Here is a 21,259-nt window from a genome sequence, read left to right as displayed (position 1 = left end):
TTTCTTCTATTATACTATTCTGTAAAAGTTGTTTATTATTCAACAGTGGCAATAATGTCTTTGGCTGATACAATTAAGTATTCTACGCCTTCGTATTTCACTTCTGTTCCTGAATATTTTTCAAACATTACTGTGTCACCAATTTTTACTTCCATCGGAACTTTTGTGCCATTTTCAAGCACACGACCTTCACCTACTGCGATAACTTCACCTGTTTGTGGTTTTTCTTTTGCAACGGATGCAAGAACAATTCCTCCAACAGTTTTTTCTTCTTCTTTCGCGACTCTAATTACGACGCGATCGCCTAATGGTTTTAACACAATAAATCCCTCCAAATAAAAAGTTTTCGCTTATTTTAGCACTCGATACACAAGAGTGCTAACTCACACTATTTATAATACTCATTTCACTCTAAAAATGCAAGTCTTTTCTCTCTTTTTCTTGTCAATTATAAGATACGCATTTTTTATTGAGTATTCTTTTTTCATGGAATGTTTTTCCAATCCTTTAATTCATGGTAAAATAAATTGACTACGATTGGAGGCGAATAAAATGAAACAACGTTTACTTACAGCACTAATAGCAACCTTCGTTTATTTTGTGATAGCGAATTTAGGAAATCTTGTTTTCAGTGTCACAGAAGGAATTGTTTCGACACTTTGGGAATCTCTTTTCTTTTTCTTATTCGTTTTTCTTTTATTAGGATATCGCAATAATCGTAAAAAATAATTATAGAAAGGATTAACCATGACCTTAAGAAAATCAAGTTTATTTATTTTAGTCACATACATTATCGCTTTTTTCGGGCCGTTACTTTTTTCGGGTATTTCCCCCAATGCAGCGATTAATGTGACAACTGCTCTCTACATTATTGGCGCCCTTGTAATGATTGGCATCTTTTTAAAAACAACAGAACCTTCTCCTTTAGAGGAAACAGCAACCTTGAAATCACCTATTTTTATTTTTTTACTAGGTGTTAGTGGGATTTTCATTGCCATGCTGATTCAAGGGGTTACTTTTGCCATTGAAGTAGCCATCACAGGAAAACAAGCTACTTCTCAAAATACACAAGCTATTGTAGCGGTGATTTTGGCAAATCCTTTATTTATTTTGGCAACTACTATCGGTGGTCCGATTATGGAAGAATTCGTCTTTCGTTATGCATTTATCCATTTAATCCAGCCTTTTACAAATTTCTGGATTGCGGCTACTGTTAGTTCGGCGATTTTTTCACTCGCACATGCCGATGGTCACTTTTTTGTTTATTTCTTTATGGGATTTTTCTTTGCTCTTTTGTACAAGCAAACTGGAAAAATTTGGACCTCAATTATTGCCCATTGCGGCATGAATACGATTGTGATTATTGTTCAACTACTTTTGCATAATGGTACAATTCAATAAGAAAAGGGCCTTCGTCTAAACGACTAGGCCCTTTTCTTTTGCTTATTCTTCTTCGTCAATCAATTCGTTGTCATGATGTAAGAAATAAATCAATGTTTGTAATTCGTTGGTTAAGTCAACATTTTGAATTAATACTTCAGGTGGCGCTACTAAACGCGCAGCCGTAAAGTTTAGAATTCCTTTAACCCCTGCTTCGGCAAGTTTGTTCACAACTTCTTGCGCTTTGCGAGCTGGAATAGTTAAAATAGCTACTTCGATTTGTTGAACACGGATTTGTTCCATCATATCTTCCATTGGATAAACCGGAATACCGTCAACAATGCGTCCCACAATATCTTCATTCACATCAAATGCGCAACTTACACGAATACTGTTGCTTTGATGGAATTTGTACTTTAATAAAGCACTTCCTAAATTACCAACCCCGATTAATGCGACATTGGTTAACTCATCTTCATTCAATGTTTTTGCAAAAAAGTTCATTAAGTTTTCAACATCATAGCCGTACCCACGTTTACCTAATTCACCAAAATATGAAAAGTCACGACGAATAGTCGCACTGTCTACTTGTACCGCTTCACTTAATTCAGTTGATGAGACTTTATTTTTTCCTGTATCATGTAACATTCTTAAGTAGCGATAATATAAAGGAAGGCGTCGCGCCGTTGCTTTTGGAATAACTTGATCTTTCACAATTGGACCTCCAATACTTTCACTTAAATCTTATCCATTAACATAATAGCAGTTTTTCACAATAAAAAGCAATTCTATGGCTCAAAAATAGCATTTTTCTTCAAAAGTTTGTGATAAAAGGTATAAACCTTCACAAAGCATTTTTTGATACGTGCTATTTTAGCAGATTTTATGCTACACTAAGGGCAATGAATTTAGAAATGAGGACTACTGATGATTTTATTACAAGCAAATCAAGTTGCCCGGCATTTTGGCTCGGAAACATTGTTTGAAAACATACATTTAGAAATTGCAACAAAAAGTCGGATTGCCTTAGTTGGTCGTAATGGTGCTGGAAAATCGACTTTTTTAAAAATCATTGCAGGCATTGATGCTCCCGATAGCGGAACCATTGCCAAAAATAAAACTGCTACGTTAGGTTATTTAGCTCAAAATACCGGCTTAGAATCAGATAAAACCGTTTGGGAAGAAATGACAAAAGCCTTTGCTGACATCCTAGAAATGGAACAGCGTATGCGAGAATTAGAAACCAAAATTAGTGAAATGGAGCCAACCACTTCCGTTTATGAAGGAATTTTAAAAGAGTACGATCAATTGCAACATACGTTTTCTGAAAAAAATGGCTACGGCTATGAAAATGAAATTCGCTCAGTCCTTCACGGCTTTGGCTTTGATGAATCCTTTTACACGAAAGATATTCAAACCTTATCTGGTGGTCAAAAAACCCGGCTTGCATTAGCGAGAATGCTTTTACAAAAACCAGACATTTTAATTCTGGACGAGCCTACAAACCACTTAGATATCGAGACGCTTTCTTGGCTGGAATCTTATTTGCCAAGCTATGCCGGCGCCCTATTGATTGTTTCCCACGATCGTTATTTTTTAGATAAGGTAGTTAATGAAGTTTATGAACTGAGCCGCAAAAAAATGACTCACTACAAAGGAAACTATTCCAAATACTTAGAGTTAAAAGCAGAACAATTAGCCAGTGAATGGAAAGCGTATGAAAAGCAACAAGAAGAAATCAATAAGTTAGAAGATTTCGTTGCCAAAAATCTGGTTCGTGCATCTACAACGAAACGTGCACAAAGTCGCCGAAAAGTATTAGAAAAAATGGATCGTTTAGACCGACCTCAAGGAGATGAAAAATCGGCGCATTTTCTTTTCGATAGTGAAAAAGTCTCGGGAAATGTTGTTTTACAAGTCGAAGATGCCGCCATTGGTTACGACCCAGAACATATTTTATCCGAACCTATTCACTTGGATATTCGTCGCAAAGAAGCCATTGCCTTAGTCGGACCGAACGGAATTGGTAAATCCACTCTCTTGAAATCAATTATTGACCGCATTCCTTTCATTAAAGGAAGTAAAACTTTTGGTACCAATGTTTCTGTAGGTTACTATGACCAAGAGCAAGCCAATTTACATGGCAATAAAACGGTCTTAGCGGAATTATGGGATGAACACCCAACCACACCTGAAAAAGAGATTCGAAGTATTTTAGGCGGGTTTCTCTTCAGTGGAGACGATGTTGAAAAAACGATTCCTTTATTAAGCGGTGGCGAAAAAGCCCGTGTGGCATTAGCAAAATTAGCGATGGATCGTGACAATTTCTTGATTCTCGATGAGCCAACCAACCACTTGGATATCGATAATAAAGAAGTTTTAGAAAATGCGCTGATTGATTATGAAGGAACCATCCTCTTCGTTTCTCATGACCGTTACTTTATCAATCGAATTGCAACAAAAGTTGTTGAGCTTTCTGAAAAGGGCAGCAAACTTTATTTAGGCGACTATGACTATTATTTAGAAAAGAAACAAGAGGAAGAAGAAATCGCTGCCCTCTTAGCTAATGAAGAAGCGGCGAAAAAACCCGAACCAGTTACAGCCAAAAATACCTTTTATCAAAACAAGGAGCAACAAAAATTACTCCGTACTTTGCAAAGAAAAATAACACAAGTCGAAGAAAATCTTGCTCAGTTAGATACGACAATTGCACAATTAGAAGCACAAATGAGTCAACCAGACATTCTAGAAAATCATGTTGAATTGCTGGCTTTAAACCAACAATTAGATTACGCTCGTCAGCAACAAGATGAACTACTTGAGCAATGGGAAAATTTCAGTTTAGAATTAGAAGAAATGGAAAATAACAATTAACGGAGGGATTCACTATGGCTTCCAAAAAAATCAGTTTAACGAAGCCCAAATATCAACAAATCGCCGTTGATGTTGCGGAAAAAATTGCAGAAGGCAAATTACATGTTGGAGATAAAATCCATGCCCGTTCCACCCTAGCTAACCAATACCAAGTGTCGCCAGAAACAGCCCGCAAAGCCATTATCGTTTTAGTTGATTTAGAAATCGTTAAAGCCAAACACGGCAGCGGCTTCTATGTGGCATCAAAAGAAAAAGCGCAGGACTTTGTGACACAATATCAAGACGTTCAAACGATTGCTGAAATTAAAGAAGAATTGCTAGATAGCGTAGCGAAACAAAAAGAAGAACTTACTCATTTTTCTAGCATTCTAGATACTCTTGTTGAACAAACAAAGCGTTTTGATTCTTTCAATCCAATGAATCCTTATTCATTAGTTTTAACAGAAGAAGCTGCTTATCTTGAGGCGACGATTAGCGAAATGAATTTTTGGCAAAACACTTCGGCAACGATTATCGCCATCAAACACAAAGAAGAACTTCTGGTCTCACCTGGTCCATATGCAAAGATTTCGTTGAACGACACACTTTATTTTGTTGGACATGACGAATCAACCTTACAACGAGTGCAGAATTTCTTTTATCCTTAAACAAAAAAGTGACTACTTATCTTGCGGTAAATAGTCACTTTTTTTTATTTATTATTTCTATTTTTCATAAAAAACCACTATAAAACCTAGTTAAAATGCTGTTTTTCTTCATTTTCAGAAAGATTTTCATCTAATTTGACAAAGTGACAACTTTATAGTAGTCTGATGTAGTCACTTTTTTTAATGAGGAGGAACAATGATTTGCCAAAAGTAAAAGTAAATCACCTTACCAAGATCTTTGGTAAGAAAACCAAACCGGCACTTGAAATGATTCGTGCCAACAAAAGCAAAACAGAAATTTTAGAAAAAACGGGTGCCACAGTCGGTGTTTATGATGTAAATTTCGAAGTTGAAGAAGGCGAAATTTTCGTTATTATGGGGTTATCAGGAAGTGGGAAATCAACATTAATTCGTTTATTAAATCGTTTGATTGAACCAACTTCAGGAAATATTTATATTGATGGACAAGATATTTCTTCTTTAGATAAAGAAGGATTACGTGAAGTACGTCGAAATAAAATGAGCATGGTTTTCCAAAACTTTGGTCTTTTCCCCCATCGAACTATCTTAGAAAATACGGAATATGGTTTAGAAATTCGTGGTGTTCCTAAAGAAGAACGCCAAGCAAAAGCTGAAAAAGCCTTAGAAAATTCTAGCTTAATTGCTTTTAAAGACCAATTACCAAGTCAATTATCTGGTGGGATGCAACAACGTGTCGGCCTTGCTCGTGCCTTGGCTAACGATCCGGAAATTTTATTAATGGACGAAGCATTCTCTGCTCTTGATCCGTTAATTCGTCGTGAAATGCAAGACGAACTATTAGATTTACAAGAAAATGTCAAAAAAACCATTATCTTTATCACACATGATTTGAATGAAGCTTTACGAATCGGCGACCGGATTGCCTTGATGAAAGATGGTCAAATTATGCAAATTGGGACTGGAGAAGAAATTTTAACCAACCCAGCCAACGAATATGTGCGAACCTTCGTGGAAGATGTGGATCGTTCAAAAGTCTTAACTGCCCAAAATATTATGGTACCTGCTTTAACTACTAACATTGAAATTGATGGCCCAACTGTTGCTTTAAAACGGATGCGTCAAGAAGAAGTGAGTATGTTACTTGCCGTGGATAAAAACGCCAACTAAAAGGCGTTGTACGCGCAGAAAAAGCTTTAGAAGCGCGTAAAAACGGGACTTCTCTTGTAGAATGTGTGGATCCAGAAATTCAAACAATCGACAAAGATATGTTAGTGAATGATATTTTTCCACTGATTTATGATGCACAAACGCCTCTTGCCGTGACTGATAACGGCAAACTATTAGGCGTGGTCATCCGTGGTAGCGTACTTGAAGCACTTGCAGAAACAGAGGTGAACGAACATGAATAAGTATCAATTACCTGTCGCGTCTTGGGTTGAAAGTTTTACTGATTGGTTAACTTCAACATTTGCTGGATTATTCAGCTTTTTACAAACAATTGGTCAAAGTGTAATGGACAACATTACTGCCTTACTAACAGCCGTACCACCACTTGTGCTGATTGTGCTATTAACGATTGCTGCTTTCTTTATTTCTAATAAAAAAATTGGCTTAAGTTTATTCACATTTATCGGCTTAATGTTTATCTATAACCAAAACTTATGGAACGATTTAATGAGTACCGTTACGTTAGTTTTACTTTCTAGTGTTATTTCCATTATCATTGGTGTGCCACTAGGGATTTTAATGGCGAAAAGCGAAAAAGCCAAGAGTATTATTACACCGATTTTGGACTTCATGCAAACAATGCCTGGTTTCGTTTACTTGATTCCAGCCGTTGCATTCTTCGGAATTGGTATGGTTCCTGGGGTCTTCGCCTCTGTTATCTTCGCTTTACCACCAACCGTACGCTTTACGAATTTAGGAATTCGACAAGTGCCAAATGAACTTGTTGAAGCAGCTGATTCTTACGGTAGTACTGGCTGGCAAAAATTATTCAAATTAGAATTACCTTTAGCGAAAAACACGATTATGGCTGGTGTTAACCAAACAACCATGCTAGCTCTATCAATGGTAGTTATTGCTTCAATGATTGGTGCGCCTGGATTAGGACGTGGTGTCCTTTCTGCTTTACAACGTGCGCAAGTCGGGAACGGTTTCGTAAATGGTGTGGCTTTAGTTATTTTAGCGATTATCATTGACCGTTTTACTCAACATTTAAATAATAAAAAAGCAGCCCCTAAAGCATCTGGTGCCACCTCTAAAAAGAAAAAATATGGGATTATTGCAGCGGTTGTTGTAATTGTTGCTGGCTTAGTTGGTGCTTCAATTTTTACAACAACAAATGATAAGCAAATTTCCCTTTCTTATGTGGAATGGGATACCGAAGTAGCCTCCACACATGTGGTTGCCGAAGTCTTAAAAGATATGGGGTATGATGTTAAAACGACTCCTTTAGATAACGCAATCATGTGGGAATCTGTAGCTAAAGGTGAAACAGATGCCATGGTTGGTGCGTGGCTGCCAGGAACTCACGCAGAGCAATATAAACAATATAAAGATAAATTAGACGACCTTGGTGAAAACCTTAAAGGCGCGAAGCTAGGAATTGTCGTCCCTTCTTATATGGATGTTGATTCTATCGAAGATTTATCTGATCAAGCTGGGAAAAAGATTACTGGAATTGAACCTGGGGCTGGTGTTGTTGCAGCAGCAGAGAAAACTAAAGAAGCTTATCCTAATTTGAAAGATTGGTCTGTTGAAACTTCTTCATCAGGTGCCATGACTGTCGCCTTAGGACAAGCAATTAAAAACAACGAAGACATCGTTATTACTGGCTGGTCTCCTCACTGGATGTTTGCAAAATATGATTTAAAATATTTAGCTGATCCAAAAGGCACTATGGGCGGCGAAGAAGCGATTCACACAATGGCTCGCCAAGGCCTAAAAGAAGATCAACCAGAAGCTTACAAAGTGTTAGATAATTTCCATTGGACCACTAAGGATATGGAATCTGTCATGTTAGAAATTAACGAAGGCAAAGACCCACAAGAAGCTGCACGTGATTGGGTTGATTCACATAAAGACCAAGTAGCAGAATGGAAAAAATAATTCTTAACAAATGACTTCCCCATCTATTAAAAGAGGGCGTTGAACAAATTGTTCAACGCCCTCTTTTTTCGCAAAAAAAACCACTCAGTTGGGTAGACTGAGTGGAAAGGAGTTATTTTTACTTGAGGAGTAAAAATGAAAAGTGTTTATGTTGGGTGTTTTGTTGGTATGCTTATATATTAACGAGAACCTGTGAATAATTTGTGACGAAAACCTTGGAAATTTGCTACGAATTACTTAAAAAAGTTTAAATGTGTCTCACCCTAGTTAATCGATACAGTGATTATTTCTTTTTAGCATTTTGGATGGCTTTAAATAATGTTGAAAATTGTCCTTTGAAAGACATCACATCATCAAAGATATCAACACCATCGTTTAACATTTTGACGGTCACCCAGCCAAGCGCTTCCGTAATTGCTACCGCAACTGAAGCATTGACCATGCCACCAGTCACAGTTCCGACAACAGGAATCACTTTTAGAATATTCCCGACTGCGCTCTTACCTAAACTAACCACTACTAATTCTTTGGTTAAACTTTTCCCTAAGCTTTCAGACCAAGACTGACCAAAAATTTTATGCAGCCGTGACATCATAGTTAATTGAACAGGTACCAGTAAAAAAGCATCCGAAAATGGAATTGGCGAAAACCCAATAATTGCTGCTGACAATGCAGCAAAATGAATCGTTTGATGACTTTTCTTTTTCACGTCAGGTGAAACACCAGCCAAAAATTCATCAAATACTTTGTCGAGTTGTGTTTGACTGTTCGTCACTAATTGTTCTGCTTTACCTTTAGAAGTTGCGAAAGCATTCATTATGGCCGTAGACGTTTTTTGTGGAAATTTTTTCAAGACATCTTGAAAAAAAGAACGAAATTCTGGGTCTTCGATTTCTTCATTCAATTGCTTAGTTTCTTGTTCTGCTAATTCTTGTTTTTCAATCTCTTCAAAAAGTTCTTGTTTCTTTTTGTTTTTATGTTTTTTTCTTCTCATCTCATTAACTCCCTTATCTATCAATATGTAGAAACAAAGTATAGCATAGCCCCTGATTGATTCTCTTTTAGATGATTTGAAAAGCCAGAACTTATCTGTTTTTTAAACAAATAGAAATGTTCTAGCTTTTCTCAAAAAATCAGCTATTTTGTTTGTTCTTCACCGCAATACACCGTCAAGTGTTTAGGTAAAATTTCCAGCGTAATTGGCAAAGCAGCTCCTTCATCACCATCCACATTAGTGGTTAATTCTTCTTGGTTTTCTAAGGAGATTGTTCCTTCTTTAAAGGTTAGGTAAACTAAATTATCAGTGGACTGGTCGACTCCTTTTAACAAATCTGGGACTGCTTTTACTGCATCCCACAATGATTGATCTTTTAAATAAACTAAATGAAGTTTGCCATCATCCACTTGGGCCTCTGGTAATAATGTTTCAAACCCACCGATTGAATTCGTTAAGCCAACTAAAACGGTACTACTTTCAATGGTTTGTTCTTTTTGATCCAATCTTAAATGAAAAGGATACGTTTGAGCATTCGCTAAATGTTTGGCACCTGAAATAAAATAAGCGAGTTTTCCTAACTTCGTTTTTTGTTCAACGTCCACGTCGTTAATTGACTCTGGAATCGTCCCAATCGCAACGACATTCATAAAGTAGTCGTCATTGATTTTCCCCACATCTAAAGCACTGGTTTTTTCTAAATCTAATTGTTGAATCGCTTCTTCAGGGTCCATCGGTAAATTCAAGGCTCGCGCTAAATCGTTCACCGTTCCTAAAGGAAAAAAGCCAAATTTTGGGCGGTAAGCTTGTTCTGCCAACCCGCTAATTCCTTCATTAACGGTTCCATCTCCCCCCATTACGAAAACACTGTCGAAGTGACTTTCCGCAGCTTCACGGGCAAATTGTTCTGCATCGCCGCCTTTTTCTGTTTGTTTCACTACAACTTCATCAAATAACTGCTTTAATTTTTCTTCTGCTAACGTTTCAAATTCTTTGGCTTTTTCACCACCAGAACTGGGGTTAACAATTAAAACTGCTTTTTTCACTGGTACCACTCCTCATTGATATCTAAATCGTTTGATTCCTTACAATTATTATAAAAGATATTTTTGATTCTGGCGAAAAATATGCTGACACTTGCTTAACAAACAAGCATCCCTGCTCCTCACTACTTTTCAAAACGTTCTTTAAAGCAATAGGCAAAATAATAGAACAATTTCCAAAAATCTTGCCAAACTTTTGGATCCATCCCCGTCAATTCATGAATTCGTTTCAAACGGTAATTCAATGTATTTCGATGGATATGTAATACTTGTGAGGTTTCATTGATGTTTAAGTTATGATTGGCGAAAAAAATAACGGTTTCATAGTATTCATCATAAATCGTCTGGATGGTTTCAAAAAAATCCAATTCAATATGAAAAGGAAAATTAAAAATTCCTTGAATAAAAAAATCTTCTGCTTGGTAAAACTTAGCCTTTTCTAATTGGAGAAACGATAGAAGTAAATACGTGTTTTGTGCCTCTTGGACCATTTGTTGAATCGTGGCTTTTTCCGAACTTATCACAAGATATTCTGTTACTGGCTTTGTTATCTGAGGTAGTTCAGAAGTAATCACCAGATAACAATTTTCCCATTCAAATATTTCATGGCCAAGATAAAAACTGGATAATAAGCGCTTGTCCTTGGTCAGTACACAATGATTCTGGTCGTCTAATTGAAGGTTATATAGTTCCAACGCTTCAAGTTTTAAGGCTTCTGAGTAAGCAGAATCAACATGCATTAAGTGCTGGATAAACTGATTTTTTTGTTTCTTCTTTTTTTCGCGTTCTTGTTGTGTATTTAATTCTTCTGTCAGTAAAAGAACAATCGAGCGCACAAGCTTGGTAAATTTGCGCACCTCGTCTGGTTCTCCTGAAATGCCTACGACACCTAAAATGTGATCATTCAAAATAATCGGTTCATTGGTGCCTTTTTTCTCTAAAGAAGTATCTTTATAAATTTCAATATTTTTTCGTTCATTGATGGCTCTTTCTGCACCACGATGGCGCTCCCCAATTCGAGCAGAATCTCCACTCGCAATAATTTTCCCTCGTTCATCCATAATATTGATGTTATAAGGAATATCTGCCATCAACTTTTCAACAATTTTATTTGCTTGGATTTTGTCTAATTTTAACATTGCTATCGCCAACTTTCTAAAAAACGAGTAGCGTTTGGGACATAAGCCGCAATGACTATGTCCCAAACGCTTAATTCTTCAGATCAACGACTGAACATTTTTATTTCAGCTTTCATTACTGATGATACCATGGTTAGTTCTTAGTCACAAGGCACCAGCTGTAATGTACGAGCAATATTTTCAACGGTTCTTTCTAAGTTAACTGGTCCATTTTTCAATGCTGCTTCCAATGGTTCGGCTTTGGCCAAAATTCCAAAAATAGCCGTCATCCCTTCTTCATAGAGGACATCCACATCTTTGCCGATATAGCCAGCACAAGCGAAAACCGGTTTTTGATACTTCTTGGCCAAACGTGAGACGCCATAAGGAGCTTTGCCGAATTTTGTTTGAAAATCCATCCCGCCTTCACCAGTAAAGACATAATCAGCGGCTTTTATTTTTTCTTCTAATTGATTCACTTCTACGACAATATCAATCCCTGGGCGTAACTGAGCTTTTGTGAATGCTAGTAACCCTGCACCCAAACCACCAGCGGCTCCTGCGCCTGGCATCATCTCAACATCAATGCCGATCTCTTTTTTGATGATCGCTGCATAATGGGCTAAGTTTTTATCTAATTGAGCCACCATTTCTTCTGTCGCACCTTTTTGCGGGCCAAAGACATGAGACGCCCCTGTTGGCCCTGTTAGTGGGTTATTCACATCACTTGCTACTAGAACTTCGGTAGCAAAAATACGTTGATCAAACTGTGTTAAATCGATCTGCGCCAGTTTATCTAATGCACCACCGCCACGTGTCAATTCTTGCCCTTCCTTGTCTAACAAACGCGCACCAAGTGCCTGAATCATACCTGCACCCCCATCATTTGTCACGCTACCACCAATGCCGATAATGATTTTTTTTGCCCCATGATTGAGCGCATGTTGAATCATTTCTCCTGTACCATAAGTAGAAGTGATCAAGGGATTACGTTCTGCTGCTTTGACCAATTCAATTCCGTTAGCTTTCGCCATTTCAATGACCACCGTTTCTTGGTCACCTAATAAGCCGTAATAGGTTTCAACGATTTGATCAGGAAGCGGTCCTGCCACACGCACTGGTATTCTTGTGCCTCCTGTTGCATCCACTAAGGAATCCACCGTTCCTTCCCCGCCATCTGCCATCGGGACATGTTGAATGTCTGCATCTTTAAATACAGCTAAAATCCCTTTTTCCATTGCCAGACAGGCTTCTTTTGCACTCATACTTTCTTTAAATGAGTCTGGAGCCAAAACAAATTTTTTCGTCATCTTTTCGCGCCTACTTTCCAACTAGTTTAAAATAAAGCCATATAAAATGGTTGCAACAATCGTCATTACCCCACCGACACACATTTCATAAGGAATCACTCGAATTCTTTCTTTAATCGTCATATTCATACTTTGTGCCGTAATATGGAAATAATTGCCTTGAGGAACACTATCAATCACAGTTGCCCCAGTATGCACCATGACTGCTGCTGAAAGTGAAGATGTGCCCATATCTAAAATCGCTGGTCCAAAAGAACCTGTCGCTAAAATAACCGCTGTGGATGTTGAACCAACTGCTAAGCCCATTAAAATACCAGAAATCGGTGCCAAGAAGGTTCCAGAAATTCCCATAACAGAAATTAAGTGGACAATTTGTGTTGATAAATCAGAAACAGAAATTAATCCAGCAATTGCACCTGCACCAATTAAAATTAAAACGGTATCGGTTACTCTCTTCAAGCCAGAAGATGCATAAAAGGCCAGTTGTTTTGTTTGCCCAATCGCAATTGTCCCAACAACTGAGGCGAACGGCAAAATATACAGAGCATCAATATTCAAACTTTTGATGAAAGAAATATTTAAAACGGCGCCAATCGGATTAAGTAATAATAAGACAATCGCTAACACTGGCGCGATCAACGCCTTTTTCAAAGGTAATAATTCTTTTGTTTGTTCCTCTACAAGATCCGTTTCTTTGACCATTGATCCTTTGCTTCTCATGATATTTGCAAGAACAACAGCTGTAATTAAACCAAATACGGCTGGAATAAAGCCAGCAATCATAACGTCACTTAGAGGTAAATCAAAGCCGTTCGCCGCTGCAATAGTATTTGGATTAGGCGAAATAATATTGCCCGCTTTGCCGCCACCTGATAAGGCAATCAATAATGATAACTTACTGATACCCGTACTTTTCCCAACGGATAGAGCAATCGGGGCAACAATCAACACTGCAACAGGAATGAATACGCCCACTGCTGTAATTACCATTGTAGATAATGCCAAAGATAAAATAGCTTTTTTCTCGCCAAGCTTTTGTACAATGGCGTTGGCAATTGATTCTGCCGCACCGGATTCCATCATCACACCCGCCAACATACCGGCTGCTAAGACACGGATTGCGGTTCCCATAATACTTTGTGTTCCGTTTAATAGAACAGCGACTGTATCTGACAGGGAAGCGCCTCCAATAAGACAACCAACAATTGCACCAAAAAACAAGGAATACACAGGATTAAATTTTTTCAAAATTAATACTATCGCTACAACTAATCCTAAAATTGCAGCAACCCAAGATATTGTAATATCTGGCATTCAAAATCAGCTCCTTAAATTGTTTACGCTTTCATTCTATCAAAGTCCTTTCTTTTTAAAATTGTAAATTTAACAGGATTTATTGTTCAAATGCACAAAAAAACCGTTCTTAAAGAACAGTTTTTTGAAATCTTTTTCTATCTTTCTCAATAATGACCACCAAGCCAACGAACAAAAGAACACTCACAATTAACAATACTGCCGTTTTATTATATCCATGAAATAGCGCTTCGCCTCCACATGCGTAAAGTATTGAGGAAGGAATTACACCAATGAATATCGCGGCTATTAAATTTTTTAATGGCAACTGCATAGTATCTGCAGCAAAATTAATCACAGAAGAAGGAATAATTGGAATCATGTAGCCCACCATAATCCCAATTTTTGGATGCTTCATCCGTCGAATGGACTGGACCCAATGATTGGTCTCCGTTTTTTTATCTAAAAATTTTATATGATGCATCAAAAAGATTGCAATTAAATTTCCCAAACTATTCCCTAAAACGTTAATGAGTGTGCCGCTGAAGGGACCAAAACTCAATCCTGCAATCACACCAATTACCGAGGTTGGAATCCCTGGTACTGCACACATGATCGCGGTCAAAAAAACTAACAACAGCGCTGCTGAAAAACCATGTGAACGAATTCGCTCTAATAATTGTGTCTTACTGGCTTTAGGATTCAAAAATAATTGAATATCTGTTTGATATTCTAGATACAAACGGTAACCTACCAGTAGGATTAAAATAAGCCCGCTACTGATTAGTAGTATTCGGATTGTTTTCCTTTTCATTTTCTTTGCTCCTTTTATGCTTTATACAAAGTGTAGCACAGGATTCTTTGTGCCTCAATTAGAAGCTTGTATGAATAAAAGCCGCCCCTAAAAGTTAGACTAAAAATCTAACTTTTAGGGGCGGCTCGAAAGTTACGAAGGTACTTTTTTTATTTCCGATACATCTTAAACTCCAAGAACAGATCGTTATAAATTCCTAAGTATTCTTGACCTAAATCTTGGTAAACTTCTAAATGTTTGATGGTTTCATCATCTGGATAAAATTGTTTATCTTCGGCAACTTCTTTTGGTAATAGTTTTTTAGCTTCTTTATTTGGTGTGGAATAACCAATATATTCTGCATTTTGTGCTGCATTTTCTGGTCGTAACATAAAGTTCATAAATGCATAGGCGCCGTCTTTATTTTTGGCTGTCTTAGGCATCACAATGTTATCAAACCAGAGATTAGAGCCTTCACTGGGAATCACATAATGTAGATGTTCATTGTTTTCTAGCATTTCAGCAGCTTCACCAGAGAAAGTTACAGCAACTGCACTTTCTTCATTAGCCATGTACATTTTGATTTCATCGGCAACAATTGCTTTGACATTGTTCGTTAATCGGTTTAACTTATCGGTAGCCTGACGTAATTGTTGGTCGTTTTTACTGTTTAACGAATAGCCTAAACTGTTCAAAGATAATCCTAACACTTCGCGAGCGCCATCAATCAGCATGACATTATTTTTTAATTCCGGGCGCCATAAATCATCCCAATGTTGGATCTGACGGCCGTCAATAAATTTATCATTATAAATAATCCCCAACGTGCCCCAGAAGTATGGAACGGAAAACTTATTTTGGGGATCAAAGGATTGATCTAAAAAGCGTGCATCAATGTTTTCTAAGCCTTTTAATTTGCTGTGATCAAGTGGTAAAAGCATCTTCGCTTTCATCATTTTTTGAATCATATATTCAGAAGGAATGGCAATATCATAGGCTGTACCACCTTGCTGAATTTTTGTATACATGGCTTCATTAGAATCAAAGGTTTCGTAATTGACTTTATAACCTGTTTCTTTTTCAAATTTCTTAATCAAGGCCGGATCTATATAGTCCCCCCAATTGTAAATGGTCAAGGTATCTGCTCCTGCCATGCCACTTGCTTTCTCCAATTGGCGCACGCCAAAAAACAAGATGACAATAATAGCGATAATTCCAATAAAAAGTGACTGTAATTTTTTCATTTTAACTTGGCCACCTCACTTTGTTCCCGACGCATTTTCTTTAAACGTTTTGGCGTATTGTCTTTACTGATAAAGTAATAACCGACAACTAGAATCATTGAGAATAGGAATACTAACGCACTTAAGGCATTGATTTCTAAACTAATTCCCTGACGTGCTCGTGAATAAATTTCAACAGATAATGTTGAAAAACCATTGCCTGTCACAAAGAATGTTACGGCAAAATCGTCCAACGAATAAGTAAAGGCCATAAAGTAGCCAGCAATAATTCCTGGCGCTAAAAAAGGCAAAATAATATTTTTAATCACTTGAACATTATTGGCCCCTAAATCCCGTGCCGCATCTACCATAGAATCGTTCATCTCTTGTAGTTTTGGTAAAACCATTAAAACAACAATTGGAATACTAAAGGCAATATGCGACAATAATACACTTGTAAAACCTAAACTGATAAACCCTACTGCCGTGAAGAAAATTAAGAAACTGGCTCCAATAATAACATCTGGTGAAACGAGTAAAATGTTATTAAAGCTAAGCAACGTGTTCCGGTTTTTACGACGTTTTGTATAATAAATCCCCATCGCACCAAATGTTCCAATGATGGTTGCTATTAAAGCCGATAAGAAAGCTAGCAAAAACGTATTCAGAACAATGGTTAACAAGCGTGTGTCTTCGAAAACGTTCCGATAATTATCTAACGTAAAACCAGTAAACTGATTCATCGTTTGCGTGTCGTTAAACGAATAAAAAATCAAATAAAAGATTGGTGCGTACAGTAGCGCAAAGACAACGAATAAATACACATAAGACCATTTAAACTTTTTCTTTTGCATTATTTGCCACGCCCTTTCTTCTTCTCACCCGTCAGCAACATCACAATAAACATGGCAACAATTAAAATCACACCAATTGTTGAACCCATGCCCCAGTTTTGCGTTACTAAGAAGTGTTCCTCAATCGCCGTTCCCAACGTAATCACCCGATTGCCGCCAATTAAACGCGTTAACATAAAGAGCGAGAGCGAAGGAATAAAGACAGCTTGAACGCCACTTTTCACACCGTTTAGGGAGAGAGGAAAAATGACACGGCGGAATGTTTCCGCACTGCTAGCTCCTAAGTCCCGACTAGCACTAATCAATGAAGGATTCATCTCTTCTAAGGCATTAAAAATCGGCATAATCATAAATGGAATTTCAATATACGTTGCGACAAATAAAAAACTGAAATCTGTAAACAGAATTTGGTGCGTACCCAAACCCATAAAACTCATAAACTGATTGATACTCCCATGAATACTGAAAATCCCAATAAAGGCATAAGCTTTTAATAATAAATTCACCCACGTTGGTAAAATAACGAGCATTAACCATAACTGTTTATGCTTGAGCTTTGTCAAAAAATAAGCAGTAGGATAACTTACCAATAACGTAAAAATGGTAATCAGAAAAGCATACCAAACCGAATTAATGGTCATACTTAAATACGTTCCTGATGTAAAATACGTTTGGTAATTCGCCAAGGTAAACTGGCCATTCATATCGAAAAATGATTGATAAATAATCATTAGCACTGGCGCAATGACGAATAAAAGTAACCACATTACATAGGGAATCGAATAAATTCGACGCATTGTTTTCATTTTATTTCCCCTTTCGTTTACTCGTCGTAACTTTCTAAACGGGCATCAAAGTCTTCTTCTGATTCATTGAAGCGCATCACGTGAATATCTTCTGGCTCAAAAGAGAGCCCTACTTGAGCGCCTTCTTTGGCTTTTCGAGTGGAATGCACCATCCATTCGTTTCCTTGTTCATCAAAACAAATAATTTCATAATGAACGCCGCGGAATAACTGTGTATCCACCGTTACGGTTAGCTTGCCTTTTTCAAGCGTGGTAATCGTTAAGTCTTCTGGACGTAAAACGACTTCTACAGGTTCATTTTTCCGCATGCCACCATCGACACATTCAAACTTTTTGCCCACAAATGAAACTAAATTATCTTCCAGCATCACACCGTCCACAATATTACTTTCCCCCACAAAGTCAGCAACAAAGTGATTAATCGGTTCATCATAAATATCGACTGGTGTGCCACTTTGCACGATATGACCTTTATTCATGACAAAAATTTCATCACTCATCGCTAATGCTTCTTCTTGATCATGGGTCACAAAAATAAAAGTAATTCCTAAACGTTGTTGTAAATCACGTAGTTCATATTGCATCGCTGTGCGTAATTTCAAATCTAAAGCGGATAACGGCTCATCTAAAAGCAATACTTTTGGCTCATTGACAATCGCTCGTGCAATTGCGACCCGCTGACGCTGGCCCCCAGACATTTCACTAATTTCACGTGTTTCGTAGCCGGGTAATTGAACCAAACGTAATGCCTCTTTCACTTTTTTTTCAATTTCTGCTTTGGATAGTTTTTTGATTTTTAAACCAAACGCAACATTATCAAAAACATTCATGTGAGGAAACAAAGCATAATCCTGAAACACGGTATTGACTTGGCGTTTATTGGCAGGTACATCATTTATTCTTTTACCATCAAAATAAACATCGCCAGAAGTCACGTCATTGAATCCCGCAATAATACGCAAAATCGTTGTTTTGCCACATCCTGAAGGTCCTAATAACGTATAAAATTTTCCTTCTTCAATTTCAAAGCTGACATTTTTTAATACTGGTTCATCGTCAAATTGTTTGACAACATTTTCAAATGAAATCACATGGTTTCTCACTGGATAAACTCCTCCATTTCGTCCTTTATAAATACGATTCTGTCGCCACAATTAACGCACGACTTTTTCCTCGACCATTGTTGCTAATTTGGTGAGGTTCTGTTGCTTGGTAATACATGGTTTGACCTTTTTTAGCAATATACGTGGCTTCCCCTAATGTCAAACGAATGGAGCCATCAATCACATAAATAAATGTTTCTGATAGAGAAGGTTCAAACGTTTTGTATTCGCCATTTTTATCAAAAGTAATAATGACAGGTTCCATTTCTTTTTCATTTGAGGCTGGAATTAACCATTTTAGTTCATAGCCATGTTCTTCATCATAATAGAGGGTACTTTCTTCTTCATTGTAGACAATTTTCTGTTCAAGCGGTTGCTGACTAAAAAACTGCTCTGGCGTCACGCCTAGTACTTCTAAAATTGAGAAAAATGTTTCCATTGATGGTGAGCTTAAATCCCGCTCCAATTGGGAAATATAGCCTTTGGATAAATCCGTTCTTTCGCCTAATTCTTCTTGTGTTAAATTTTTCTGAATGCGTAAATTTCTCAACTTCTCACCAATTTCCATGGCACACCTCGTTTCTATTTTCAGCTAATCTTTTCAACAAAAGTTTTGTAATACTAAACTTACAGTTTAACGAAGAATAATAAAACAAACACGAATAGCCCCATTTTACTTGATATAATAGGATTTTGCAACCTAGCCTATTCCATTAAATACACATAGTTTTGACTAAAGACACAGACCTTTGCACAGACAAATCCACCATGCCAATAGTCTTATAAAATCATGTTTTTTTATTGATTCTACATAAAAAATAAAACAAGCCCTCCTATCTAAAAATTCTGTCCATGGCATATGTCCTTTTAAAGACAATCAATAGTTTATTTGGTATATTTTTATCGGGTAGCAATTCCTTTGTAACTTCAGTTTGATATTTCTAAAGTATGGCTAAAATAAATATTACTACCCAGCCGCTAGTAGGCAACACTAGCGGTTTTTTTGCATAAAAATAGACCGCTCGAATGAGTGACCCGATCTAAAATATATTTTTCAAAAGTAAGTCAAAAGAATAATCCCCTATAAGTCAATGTTTATCACCTTTTTCAAAAGTAAGTCAAAAGTAAAAAGACCGCCTAAGCGATCCTGATTGAATTTATTTTGTTTCATGTTATAATGAACATAGAAAAAGGACGTGCTACGAACACGCCCCATGTAGAACCGTTAAAAAGACGGTGACTGTCATAAATTAGTTTTGATAACCATCTACGACCTGTCAAAGTGTTAGATGGTTATTTTTTTGTGTTCGTATGGTCTATAATCAGCAAAACTAACGTTGCAAATGCAATCATTAGCGTCAATGCTTCAAATACAGACATGCCTACTCCCTTCTAGGGATAAAGCTATGAACCATAGGCATCACCCCTTTATTCAAGAGATTAGCCGCCATCTTTTCACTTTTCTACATAGTTATTATACAAATAATCAAGCATTTATGCTATACTATTTTTGTAGTGTCAATGTGTCCTAATCCTATCATTTTCTGTGTCTGACCGAGCCAATTTTGGCTTGGTCTTTTTTAGGGTGTCTGATTTGTCAGAAAATAATTATACAAGCAAGATATACAAAAAAAGCTCAGCTAACCAGATGAGCTTTTACATCATTTACTATTTAACCACTACCACATTTGAGGCTTGTAGCCCTCGTTTTCCTTCCCCTACTTCATATTGGACTGTTTGCCCTTCTTCCAGGGTTTTATATCCTTCGGTTTGAATCGCTGTGTAATGGACAAAAATGTCTATCGCGTCCTCTGCAATAATAAATCCATACCCTTTTTTCTCATCAAACCATTTTACTGTTCCAGTTTCCATGTTTAAACGCACTCGCTTTCATCCGATTTATAGGTTAAATAAATTCTTTTTAAGGGATCGATAAGTCCCTCCTGTGGGGCAAATCTTGCATAAAATTTTGAATCCGAGAGATTAGCTAATAGATCGGGTAACGGCATATAGTCAGTTACTTCATTTAAAATATGATAACTATATGGCGGATTTCCTAAGGCCTCGATATAGGGGGTTACTTCTGTAATGTTTTCCCCTTGTCGTTGTCTAATGTATTGAGAACATTCATCGTAAACCTTTAAAAAATTATTTAACGCCAATGATAATTCTTTATTCATCTGAATAAGGTTTTGATCTTTTGAAAATAAATCTTGCGCAACTTGTCTTAATTCTCCGCGTGTTTCATTCGTGTCGATTGATGCAATCAATTCATCTAATGCTAGTTGATAATAGCTTACTACTTGATTTTGTTTTTCTAACGAAGCAGCTAATTTTTGTTTTTTTAATAAATCGGCTGCGGTTATTTTCTTTTTTAAAGAGAGTAGAACTTCTTTATAATTTGCTTCAATCTGTTTTAGTTGTTCTTCTTGCTTTATTAGATTTTTTCTTGCTTTAGTTAATTCTTTTATATAAGGCAATATAACACCTGAAATCGTTTGTTCTTTTAACATTCGCCCGTTGCTCCTCTCAGCACTGTTTGAATCTCTTTCCAGTTTTTATTGACCTGATCCGGCGTCATTTTAGCGATTTTTTCTAGTGTCAATTCTGTTTCAGAAAAAGAACCCTCTAGCGATTCAGCTAATGTTTCCGAAGCCTTATCAATGTCAAACTGCCCTTCTTCATCTAAAAATTCCTCTAAAACTTTTTTAATATCTTCTGCGGTCAT

The 21,259-nt window shown here is 37.0% G+C and carries 22 protein-coding genes and 1 pseudogene; 6 read left to right on the top strand and 17 right to left on the bottom strand.

What is annotated here, in order from left to right; all coding sequences use genetic code 11:
- Positions 1-35: 35 nt before the first annotated feature.
- On the bottom strand, positions 36-320 hold the full coding sequence (groES, locus tag IGI80_RS12880) for a co-chaperone GroES (protein WP_002356531.1): 285 nt from the start codon (positions 318-320) through the stop codon (positions 36-38).
- 232 nt (positions 321-552) lie between these two features.
- Here groES and IGI80_RS12875 point away from each other — a divergent pair, with 232 nt between their 5' ends.
- A complete protein-coding gene (locus tag IGI80_RS12875) occupies positions 553-729 on the top strand; it encodes a hypothetical protein (RefSeq protein ID WP_002356530.1) in 177 nt (58 codons plus the stop codon).
- Between the two features lie 18 nt (positions 730-747).
- The gene (locus IGI80_RS12870) at positions 748-1,401 is read left to right on the top strand and encodes a lysostaphin resistance A-like protein (protein ID WP_438723818.1); all 654 of its coding nucleotides are present in this window, start codon (positions 748-750) and stop codon (positions 1,399-1,401) included.
- A gap of 42 nt (positions 1,402-1,443) precedes the next feature.
- Here IGI80_RS12870 and IGI80_RS12865 read toward each other — a convergent pair whose 3' ends face one another.
- Complete coding sequence (locus tag IGI80_RS12865) at positions 1,444-2,094, bottom strand: redox-sensing transcriptional repressor Rex (protein WP_002356528.1); 651 nt, start codon at positions 2,092-2,094, stop codon at positions 1,444-1,446.
- Positions 2,095-2,307: 213 nt separating this feature from the next.
- Here IGI80_RS12865 and IGI80_RS12860 point away from each other — a divergent pair, with 213 nt between their 5' ends.
- The 4 genes and pseudogenes from IGI80_RS12860 to IGI80_RS12845 all read left to right on the top strand — a co-directional run bounded on the left by IGI80_RS12860 (position 2,308) and on the right by IGI80_RS12845 (position 7,994).
- Complete coding sequence (locus tag IGI80_RS12860; protein ID WP_002404856.1) at positions 2,308-4,254, top strand: ABC-F family ATP-binding cassette domain-containing protein; 1,947 nt, start codon at positions 2,308-2,310, stop codon at positions 4,252-4,254.
- Positions 4,255-4,268: 14 nt separating this feature from the next.
- A complete protein-coding gene (locus IGI80_RS12855; RefSeq protein ID WP_002356525.1) occupies positions 4,269-4,901 on the top strand; it encodes a GntR family transcriptional regulator in 633 nt (210 codons plus the stop codon).
- A 201-nt stretch (positions 4,902-5,102) separates the two neighbouring features.
- Positions 5,103-6,292 (top strand): annotated as a pseudogene (locus IGI80_RS12850) (quaternary amine ABC transporter ATP-binding protein).
- Positions 6,285-7,994, top strand: coding sequence for an ABC transporter permease/substrate binding protein (locus IGI80_RS12845; protein ID WP_010776044.1), 1,710 nt, complete (start codon positions 6,285-6,287; stop codon positions 7,992-7,994). The pseudogene IGI80_RS12850 and the gene IGI80_RS12845 overlap by 8 nt, the downstream one beginning before the upstream one ends.
- Positions 7,995-8,277: 283 nt before the next feature.
- Here the strand turns inward: IGI80_RS12845 and IGI80_RS12840 are convergent, their stop codons facing one another.
- From IGI80_RS12840 to IGI80_RS12770, 15 genes are all read right to left on the bottom strand, one after another.
- The gene (locus IGI80_RS12840; RefSeq protein WP_002384134.1) at positions 8,278-9,012 is read right to left on the bottom strand and encodes a YcjF family protein; all 735 of its coding nucleotides are present in this window, start codon (positions 9,010-9,012) and stop codon (positions 8,278-8,280) included.
- Positions 9,013-9,131: 119 nt separating this feature from the next.
- Positions 9,132-10,034: a diacylglycerol/lipid kinase family protein gene (locus IGI80_RS12835; RefSeq protein WP_002362556.1), complete on the bottom strand. Its 903-nt coding sequence runs from the start codon at positions 10,032-10,034 to the stop codon at positions 9,132-9,134.
- Between the two features lie 122 nt (positions 10,035-10,156).
- Positions 10,157-11,170, bottom strand: a complete 1,014-nt coding sequence (locus IGI80_RS12830) for a CdaR family transcriptional regulator (RefSeq protein ID WP_002370502.1) — start codon at positions 11,168-11,170, stop codon at positions 10,157-10,159.
- A gap of 140 nt (positions 11,171-11,310) precedes the next feature.
- Complete coding sequence (locus IGI80_RS12825; protein ID WP_002370503.1) at positions 11,311-12,459, bottom strand: glycerate kinase; 1,149 nt, start codon at positions 12,457-12,459, stop codon at positions 11,311-11,313.
- A gap of 21 nt (positions 12,460-12,480) precedes the next feature.
- On the bottom strand, positions 12,481-13,773 hold the full coding sequence (locus IGI80_RS12820; RefSeq protein WP_002359581.1) for a GntP family permease: 1,293 nt from the start codon (positions 13,771-13,773) through the stop codon (positions 12,481-12,483).
- 109 nt (positions 13,774-13,882) lie between these two features.
- Positions 13,883-14,566: a TVP38/TMEM64 family protein gene (locus IGI80_RS12815; protein ID WP_010823099.1), complete on the bottom strand. Its 684-nt coding sequence runs from the start codon at positions 14,564-14,566 to the stop codon at positions 13,883-13,885.
- A 149-nt stretch (positions 14,567-14,715) separates the two neighbouring features.
- Entirely contained in the window at positions 14,716-15,789 is a 1,074-nt protein-coding gene (locus tag IGI80_RS12810) for an ABC transporter substrate-binding protein (RefSeq protein WP_002362278.1), read from the bottom strand.
- Positions 15,786-16,622 (bottom strand): ABC transporter permease, encoded by an 837-nt coding sequence (locus tag IGI80_RS12805; protein WP_002356512.1) that lies wholly within the window; start codon positions 16,620-16,622, stop codon positions 15,786-15,788. The genes IGI80_RS12810 and IGI80_RS12805 overlap by 4 nt, the downstream gene beginning before the upstream one ends.
- Positions 16,622-17,428: an ABC transporter permease gene (locus IGI80_RS12800; RefSeq protein WP_002356510.1), complete on the bottom strand. Its 807-nt coding sequence runs from the start codon at positions 17,426-17,428 to the stop codon at positions 16,622-16,624. Before IGI80_RS12800 ends, IGI80_RS12805 begins: the two co-directional genes overlap by 1 nt.
- Positions 17,429-17,445: 17 nt before the next feature.
- Positions 17,446-18,531 (bottom strand): ABC transporter ATP-binding protein, encoded by a 1,086-nt coding sequence (locus IGI80_RS12795; protein ID WP_002356508.1) that lies wholly within the window; start codon positions 18,529-18,531, stop codon positions 17,446-17,448.
- A gap of 25 nt (positions 18,532-18,556) precedes the next feature.
- Positions 18,557-19,099, bottom strand: a complete 543-nt coding sequence (locus IGI80_RS12790) for a helix-turn-helix domain-containing protein (protein WP_002356507.1) — start codon at positions 19,097-19,099, stop codon at positions 18,557-18,559.
- 725 nt (positions 19,100-19,824) lie between these two features.
- The gene (locus IGI80_RS12785; RefSeq protein ID WP_438724254.1) at positions 19,825-19,911 is read right to left on the bottom strand and encodes a putative holin-like toxin; all 87 of its coding nucleotides are present in this window, start codon (positions 19,909-19,911) and stop codon (positions 19,825-19,827) included.
- A gap of 288 nt (positions 19,912-20,199) precedes the next feature.
- Positions 20,200-20,403: a cold-shock protein gene (locus IGI80_RS12780; RefSeq protein ID WP_438724253.1), complete on the bottom strand. Its 204-nt coding sequence runs from the start codon at positions 20,401-20,403 to the stop codon at positions 20,200-20,202.
- Between the two features lie 2 nt (positions 20,404-20,405).
- Positions 20,406-21,044 carry a hypothetical protein gene (locus tag IGI80_RS12775; RefSeq protein WP_438723814.1) on the bottom strand — a complete coding sequence of 213 codons (639 nt, stop codon included), beginning with the start codon at positions 21,042-21,044 and terminating at the stop codon, positions 20,406-20,408.
- Positions 21,038-21,259, bottom strand: a complete 222-nt coding sequence (locus IGI80_RS12770) for a hypothetical protein (RefSeq protein WP_438723813.1) — start codon at positions 21,257-21,259, stop codon at positions 21,038-21,040. Before IGI80_RS12770 ends, IGI80_RS12775 begins: the two co-directional genes overlap by 7 nt.

Source organism: Enterococcus sp. DIV1420a (genome assembly GCF_051712165.1).
Taxonomy (GTDB): domain Bacteria; phylum Bacillota; class Bacilli; order Lactobacillales; family Enterococcaceae; genus Enterococcus; species Enterococcus faecalis.
Note: the sequence above shows the minus strand (reverse complement) of the source record. Positions and strands in the feature narration are given on the sequence as shown.